Origin of the sequence: Phenylobacterium sp., assembly GCF_031425575.1 — a bacterium.
GTDB lineage: Bacteria > Pseudomonadota > Alphaproteobacteria > Caulobacterales > Caulobacteraceae > Phenylobacterium.
Map to the genome: position 1 here is coordinate 1 of NZ_JANPJP010000331.1, position 5,504 is coordinate 5,504.

The following is a 5,504-nucleotide window of genomic DNA, read 5'->3' on the forward strand; positions in this document are numbered from 1 at the left end:
GGATCGCGGGGCAGCGGCGCGTAGCCCTCGCCGATGAACAGCTCCGTCCGCCGCTTGCGCTTCCTGTCCAGCATGACGCTGTGGATCTCGCGGCCCGACACCGCCTGGAAGTCCTGGGCCAGCTCGTCGCGGTAGATCAGGTCCAGGCTGGCGGCCAGCACCCGGGCCCCGCTGGCGGGCGTCAGGGGATCGGTGGTCTCGGCCTGGTTCTGGGCATGGGCCTCGCGCACCCACATCTTCAGGGGCGGGGCGTTCACCGCCCCGAAGAAGTCGCGGCCGTAATAGGCTGAGGCGTTGAACAGGAACCGGTCGTCCACCGCCACGGCGGTCAGGCCGCGCTCGGCGCCGGCCCGCGCGGTGATGGCCTCCACCGTCTGCGCCCAGCCCTTGGCGCGCTTGAAGCCATTGGCCGCCCCGATCTTCTCCGCCACCGCCGGGCTGATCACGCAGGCCAGGAACACCGTCGCGATCACCGCCTGGGTGGCCACCGCGCCGATCAGCCAACCCTTGGCCCGCCAGCGCATCAGCCAGGCGGCCACCAGGATCGATCCGGCCACGTATCCGGCCCCGGACCAGTTGGCGTTGGCCCGGCTGATGAAGGCCTGGGTGGTGACGATCAGGAACGGCGGAATGCAGAAGCACAGCAGGGTCAGGTCGGCCGGGGTCAGCCGCCGGCGCAGGGCCAGCAGCGCCAGCCCCCCCATCAGCACCGCGAAGGGGATCGGCCCGAACACCCCGAACTGCGAGACCAGGAATTCGCCGAGCTCGGGAAGGTTGAACAGCTTGCGCCCGCCCCAGGCGGCGTTGGCGGCGGTGTGCTGGACCGTGGCGAATCCGTGGGCGGCGTTCCAGGCCAGGTTGGGCGACAGGATCAGCAGGAAGGCGCCGAGCGCCGCCGCCGCCGTCCTCCAGTCCCAGACACCGCGCGCCTCTCTGCTGATCAGCAGATGCAGGGTCAGCCCGATCAGGGCGTAGACCGCCGCGTACTTGGACAGGAAGGCCAGCCCCACCGCCGCCCCGAAGGCGCCCGCCGTCAGCACGCGCCGGCGCCCCTGGGCCAAGGGCAGCTCAACATAGGTGAGCAGCGACAGCGACAGGAAGAACAGCAGGGCCGCATCGGTGGCGATGACCAGGGACGAGATCTGCACCCCCGGCATCAGGGCGTAGAGGGCGCAGGCGGCGAACCCGACGGCGGGCCCGTACAGCCGCCGGCCGATCCCGAACACCGCCAGGGTCGCGCCCAGGTGATAGAAGGGCGCGGCCAGTCGCACCCAGGGCTCGCTGTTCCCGCCGATCGCCGTGGTGGCCCAGATCGTCCAGGCGATCATTGGCGGCTTGGAGAAATAGCCCCAGTCCAGGGTCCGCGACCAAAGCCAGTACTGGGCCTCGTCCGGATAGAGCTCCAGGGGGGTGACGAACAGCGCCGTCAGCCGCACCGCCGTAAGACCCAAGGCCAGCAGCAGGGCGCCTCTCCAATAGGCGCCCGCCCCGGGGGCGGACGAAGCGTTGTCGGCCAAGCGATCTATCCCTGTTTGGCGGCGGACGGTGGCGTGGCGGAGGCACCCTGTAAAGCGAATGCGTGTCTTTAAAGCAGCACTCCCGACAGGACATGATGTCGTAACAAATCCGTCACCAACCACCACTTTTTTGGCGCTATAGGGACTTCAACGCGAGGGGTCCTGGGCTGGCCCCCACTGATGGATAGGGGATTTCCAATGACTTCGATGAAGCGGCTCGCCGGTGGCGCAGCTCTGAGCGCGCTCGCGCTCGCCATGTCCAGCGCCGTCTACGCGCAGGACACCACCAGCGCTGTGCGCGGCCAGCTGACCGGCGACGACGGCAGTATCGTCCGCAACGCCTCGGTCACCCTGGTTCACACCCCCTCTGGCACCCGTTCGGTCACCGCGCCGAACACCGACGGCGTCTTCGACGCCCGCGGCCTGCGGATCGGTGGTCCCTACAGCATCACCGTCACCGCCCCCGGCTACGAAACCAAGACGCTGACCGGCATCAACCTGGCCCAGGGCGACAGTGTCCGCCTGGACTTCGACCTGATCGCTCAAACCACGGTGGACGAGTTCGTCGTCACCGCCGCCCGCGACGTCACCTCGGAAAACTCCGGCGCCAACACCACCCTCGGCCGCGAAGGCATCGAGTCGGTGGTTTCGGTCACCCGCGACATCCGCGACCTCGCCCGCCGCAACCTGCTGGCCTCGGCCAACACCAGCGCCGACGGCGGCATCTCCATCGCCGGTTCGAACCCGAAGTCCAACCGCATCACCATCGACGGCTCCCCGGTGCAGGATGACTTCGGCCTGAACTCCGGCGGCGTGCCCACCCGCCGCGGCCCGATCTCGCTGGACGCCATCGAGCAGTTCACGATCCAGTCGGTTCCCTATGACGTGCAGAACGGCGACTTCCAGGGCGGCTCCATCGACATCGTCCTGCGCTCGGGCACCAACGACTTCCACGGCAGCGTCTTCACCAACTACCTGAACGACGGCATGGTGGGCGACTCGCTGCGCGACAAGCCGGTGAAGCAGACCATCACCCAGACCAACTACGGCGCCTTCCTCGCGGGCCCGATCCTGCAGGACAAGCTGTTCTTCGCCCTGTCCTACGAACTCTATGAGACCTCCGATCAGGTTGGCTTCGGCCCGGCCGGCCAGGGCTTCCCCAACTCGTTCACCGGGATCACCCAGGCGCAGATCGACCAGGTCACCAATATCCTGAACAACACCTACGCGACGGACTTCGACCCGGGCATCATCCCGCGGACGGGCGCCATCATCGATGAGAAGTACTCGGCCAAGGTCGACTGGAACATCAGCGACAACCACCGCGCCTCGTTCACCTACCGCTACGCCCTGTCGGAATCGGTGGCCCGTTCGAACCTGAACAACAACGCCGCCAGCCTGTCGTCGAACTTCTACCTCTCGGGTGACGAGGACTATTCCTACGTTGGCGAACTGAACTCGCGCTGGACCGACCAGCTGACCACCCAGCTGCGTGTCTCCTATCGTGACTATGAGCGCCGCCAGAACCCGCCGGCCGGCCAGGAGTTCGCCGAACTGCAGATCTGCTCGGCCGCCACCAGCAACCCCGCCAGCCTGACGACCTGCGAAAGCCCTGCCGGCCTGGTTCGTATCGGTCCCGACAGCTTCCGTCAGGCCAACGAGCTTGAGACCCACAACTTCCAGGTCCAGGCCAAGGCGGAATATTCGCTGGGCGAACACCTGTTCAAGGTGGGCTTCGAGAGCCAGAACCTTGAAATCGTCAACCTGTTCGTGCCGGACAGCGACGGGGTCTACTACTTCGACTCCATCGCCGACTTCCAGGCCGGCCGCGCCAACCGCTTGGTCTATTCCAACGCGCCCTCGGGCAACCCGCGCGACGCCGCCGCCCTGTTCGAATACCAGCAGAACAGCCTCTACTTCCAGGACATCCTGGACGTCACCGAGGACCTGCAGGTCACCGCCGGTTTCCGCTACGACTGGTACAAGACCGACGACAAGCCGATCCTGAACCCGAACTTCACGGCGCGGAACGGCTTCTCCAACCAGCAGACCTATGACGGCCTCTCGATCCTGATGCCGCGCGTGGCCTTCAACTGGAAGCCGGAAGGCAAGCCCTACCGCATCAACGGCGGCTTTGGCCTGTTCTCCGGCGGCGTGCCGGACGTCCTGATCTCCACGGCCTTCTCCACGACCGGCTTCGCCGCCGCCGGGGTCAACATCGTCCGCAACGCCAACGGCACCTTCAGCGAACTGGGCAACACCGCCGGTTTCACCCAGGCCAATGGCGCCTCGGGCCTGAACATCAACGTCGCCGATCCCCGCTTCGGCTACGACCTGCCGACCGGCGTCACCAGCCTGGTCACCCCCGCGGGCATCCCGGCGGCGGGCGAGACCATCGCCTTCACCCCGGGCTTCCAGACCCCGTCGTCTTGGAAGTTCTTCCTGTCGGGCCAGTACGACCTGCCGTGGGACACGAAGCTCTCGGTCGACTTCGTGCAGACCACGGTGCGCGACGCCATCGCCTATAAGGACCTGCGGGCGCGCCCGCTGGTCATCAACGGCGCGCTGGCCCGCACCCCCGACGGCCGCGTCCGCTATGACGGCCTCCAGATCAGCGACACGGCCCGCGCCGCGTCCGGCATCGGCGGCACCAACGCTCCGGTGACCCGCGACCTGCTCGTCTACAACACCGAGGAGGGCAAGGGTTACGTCATCGGGGTCGGCCTCCAGAAGGACTTCGACTTCGGTCTCAGCGCCTCGCTGGGCTATGCCCGTCAGCGCCTCGAAGAAGAAACCGCCGGCACCCGCTTCGGCACCACCGCCGGTTCGCTCTACGCCAGCCAGGCCACGGGCGACGACTTCAACCGCGACGCCTACGGCAGGGGCTACGAAGAGGTCAGCGACCGGGCCAAGTTCGAACTCAGCTACAAGCATGAGTTCGTCGCCAACTTCCCGACCCGGTTCTCGATGTTCGGCGAGACCCGCACCGGCCGTCCCGTGAACGCCACCATGGGAAGCGCCGGCGGCAACCGCAGCCCGACATTCGGCACCAACCGCTCGGCCTACCTGCTCTATGTTCCGGACATCGCCGGCGACACCAACAAGACCGACCTGCAGATCGGCAATGTGTTCTTCGACACCGCCACCACCCGCGACAACTTCGTCAACGCGGTGAACAAGTTCGATCTCGGCAACAACGGCATTGTCGAGAAGGGCTCCATCAAGAACCCGGACGTAAACCAGCTCGACCTGCAGATCAGCCAGGAGTTCCCGGGCCTGAACGCCGGTCACAAGTTCAAGATCGTCTTTGACATCCAGAACGTGCTGAACCTCGTCAACGACAAGTGGGGTATCGTCGAGGAATACGGTTCCACGGGGTCCGGCCAGGGCAACAACCGCATCATCGACGCGGCCTGCGCCAACGCCGCCGGCGTGGCCTCGGGCACCGGCAGCGCCGTCTGCGACACCTATCGCTACTCGAACTTCAGCTCGACCGCGACGACCAGGACAATCAACAACGATCGCTCGCTCTGGTACGCCCAGGTCACCCTGCGCTACGAGTTCTAAGCCTTACGACATCGCTTTCGCGGACAGGGCGGCCCTCTCGGGCCGCCCTTTTTCGTTTCAAAAATCCGCTCATCCCGGCGAAGGCCGGGACCCAGATTCATCCGCCGCCTCGAGGTCTCCTTGCGCAACTCACGCCCTATGACCTGGATCCCGGCCTTCGCCGGGACGAGCGGAGAGGGTCGGGTCCCACCCCCTCGCTCAGCCCAAACAGAGATGCGCGCGACTCACCTCCCCTCAGGCCGCTTGACGAACCACGTCCCACCGCCCATTTCGCGCAGCCAACACAAGGGCCGCCGATGACCGTTCTCGTTCCCGCCGAGTGGGCGCCGCACAAGGCCATGTGGCTGGGCTTCCCCAGCCATGCGGAGCTGTGGGCGGAAGACCTCAACCTGGCCCAGGCCCAGGTCGCCGCCCTCGCCA

At 66.6% G+C, this 5,504-nt stretch carries 2 protein-coding genes and 1 pseudogene; 2 read left to right on the forward strand and 1 reads right to left on the reverse strand.

What is annotated here, in order from left to right; genetic code table 11:
- Positions 1-1,517 (reverse strand): glycosyltransferase family 39 protein (locus RMO97_RS18360; RefSeq protein ID WP_310542457.1); only part of this gene is annotated, 1,517 nt, incomplete at its 3' end.
- 198 nt (positions 1,518-1,715) lie between these two features.
- Between RMO97_RS18360 and RMO97_RS18365 the strand changes: the two genes are divergently transcribed.
- The gene (locus RMO97_RS18365) at positions 1,716-5,084 is read left to right on the forward strand and encodes a TonB-dependent receptor (protein WP_310542458.1); all 3,369 of its coding nucleotides are present in this window, start codon (positions 1,716-1,718) and stop codon (positions 5,082-5,084) included.
- Positions 5,085-5,380: 296 nt separating this feature from the next.
- Positions 5,381-5,504, forward strand: a pseudogene (locus RMO97_RS18370) (agmatine deiminase family protein); the annotation flags it as partial.

Excerpts from the sequence above, each read along its gene's own strand:
- RMO97_RS18365 (WP_310542458.1), top strand. The coding sequence starts at position 1,716 with ATGACTTCGATGAAGCGGCTCGCCGGTGGCGCAGCTCTGAGCGCGCTC.